Genomic DNA, 1469 nt, shown 5'->3' with positions numbered 1-1469 from the left:
GTAGTCGTTCCTTAACAAAACCCACTATTTAATTTATTTTTAAAAACAGGATTAGAAAACAGCATAATTTGTATCTTACAAAATAAGAAAATAATTTTCTGTTTCAGTAGTTCCATCATTTTCTTCATGTTCCAAGCGGTTGCAGCTAGTAATGCATTGATTTGTGGTCCCGTTTCTCCGATGAAGTAATTTTTTGCCAGCCTAAAATCGGTTTTTAAATGTCCGATGATAGGTTCTATTGCCGCTCTGGTTCTAAATTTTTTGCGCTTTGTCTGCTTTTGATAAGCAGTGTCTTTTTTTCTTGGAGTGCTTGGGATGGAGATTTTCACGCCCTTTATTTCTGATTTTCCTCTGCCACCTCTATCGTAAAGGAGTTCTTTTGGGAGCTTTTGACCACCGGTTTCCATCTGTTCCAAAAGTGGTTCTATGGTGTGACCATCGTAAGGAGTTTGCAAAAACGCTTTAATCCCGAGAATGATTTTCTTGCCTTTGTTGGCGGTGGTTATCAAACCTACCTTATTCCCAAATTCATACTGGCTATGCGCTTTTCCTTTGGCAATACATCGGGTAAAAGGCTTGTGAATGCTGTAAATTTTATCGGCATCGTTTCTTTTTTGTGTGACAACCTTGGTGTACAATGTCATTAAATCTTTATAAAATTCTTGCTGTTCTGCATTAAAATTCCGTTGCAATTCACGAATCAGTCTCATGGCGATGGTTTTGAGCTGTCTTTGAGATTTCCTTGCCGCTTTTGCCCGCTTGGGATGTTTTCCGTTGTAGGTGTTGCGCACCATTTGTTTGCTGACTTTTGTGTAGCGTTGTCTTTGTTTTATGCCTTCATTTCCGGCTATTTTGTTGCAATAATCGATCACTTTTTTGCACAATTTTGCATCGGTAGGAAAAGAGGTATTATTCTCCTGAACGGTAGTATCGGACAAAACAAAATTTGAGGTGTTCGTCTTGGCATCGTGCATTCTTACGCTGTAGGCAAAGATTTTTTCGATACCTTTTTCGCCAATTCTTTTTCGGAAATGAACAAAATTACTCGGGTCACAAGGAAATTCGTGTTCAAAGAAAACCCTGCCACAAAAATGCTGCATATAAGGATTCATGATCCAGGCTTTTTCCAACGTCTCATCGCCCAAATTATACAAATGTTTCAGTAGCAAACAACCCACCATAAACCGAATCGGATGGCTCGGATTGCCCACTTTGGAATACAAGGGCGAAAATTCTTTCTCAAAATAATTCCAATCTATTTTTTCTGAAAGTAGAACAAGTTCATGCTCGTGGTCAATAAAATCCACCAACATTGGGCGGAATAATTCTGGCTTCTTTTCTGGATTTTTCCCCAACATATTTGCAAGGTTTTAAAGCTCTAAGATACAAATTCTTGCAATAAAAAACAAGCTATTTTAAACCCAAAATACTAATAATCAGTAAATTATAGGTGGTTTAAGGAGAGACTA

Annotated in this window: 1 protein-coding gene; it reads right to left on the bottom strand. The window is 37.8% G+C overall.

Features of this window, described 5'->3' with window-relative positions:
* Window positions 1-11 precede the first annotated feature (11 nt).
* Window positions 12-1358: an IS5 family transposase gene (locus tag BUC06_RS23265; RefSeq protein ID WP_073337011.1), complete on the bottom strand. Its 1347-nt coding sequence runs from the start codon at window positions 1356-1358 to the stop codon at window positions 12-14.
* Between the last annotated feature and the right edge of the window lie 111 nt (window positions 1359-1469).

The sequence above is a fragment of the Chryseobacterium carnipullorum genome (genome assembly GCF_900142785.1).
GTDB lineage: Bacteria > Bacteroidota > Bacteroidia > Flavobacteriales > Weeksellaceae > Chryseobacterium > Chryseobacterium carnipullorum.
This window is presented reverse-complemented; position numbering and strand designations above follow the sequence as displayed.

Bases quoted from the DNA above. Each gene is read 5' to 3' on its own strand.
- BUC06_RS23265 (WP_073337011.1), bottom strand. From the start codon at position 1,358: ATGTTGGGGAAAAATCCAGAAAAGAAGCCAGAATTATTCCGCCCAATG.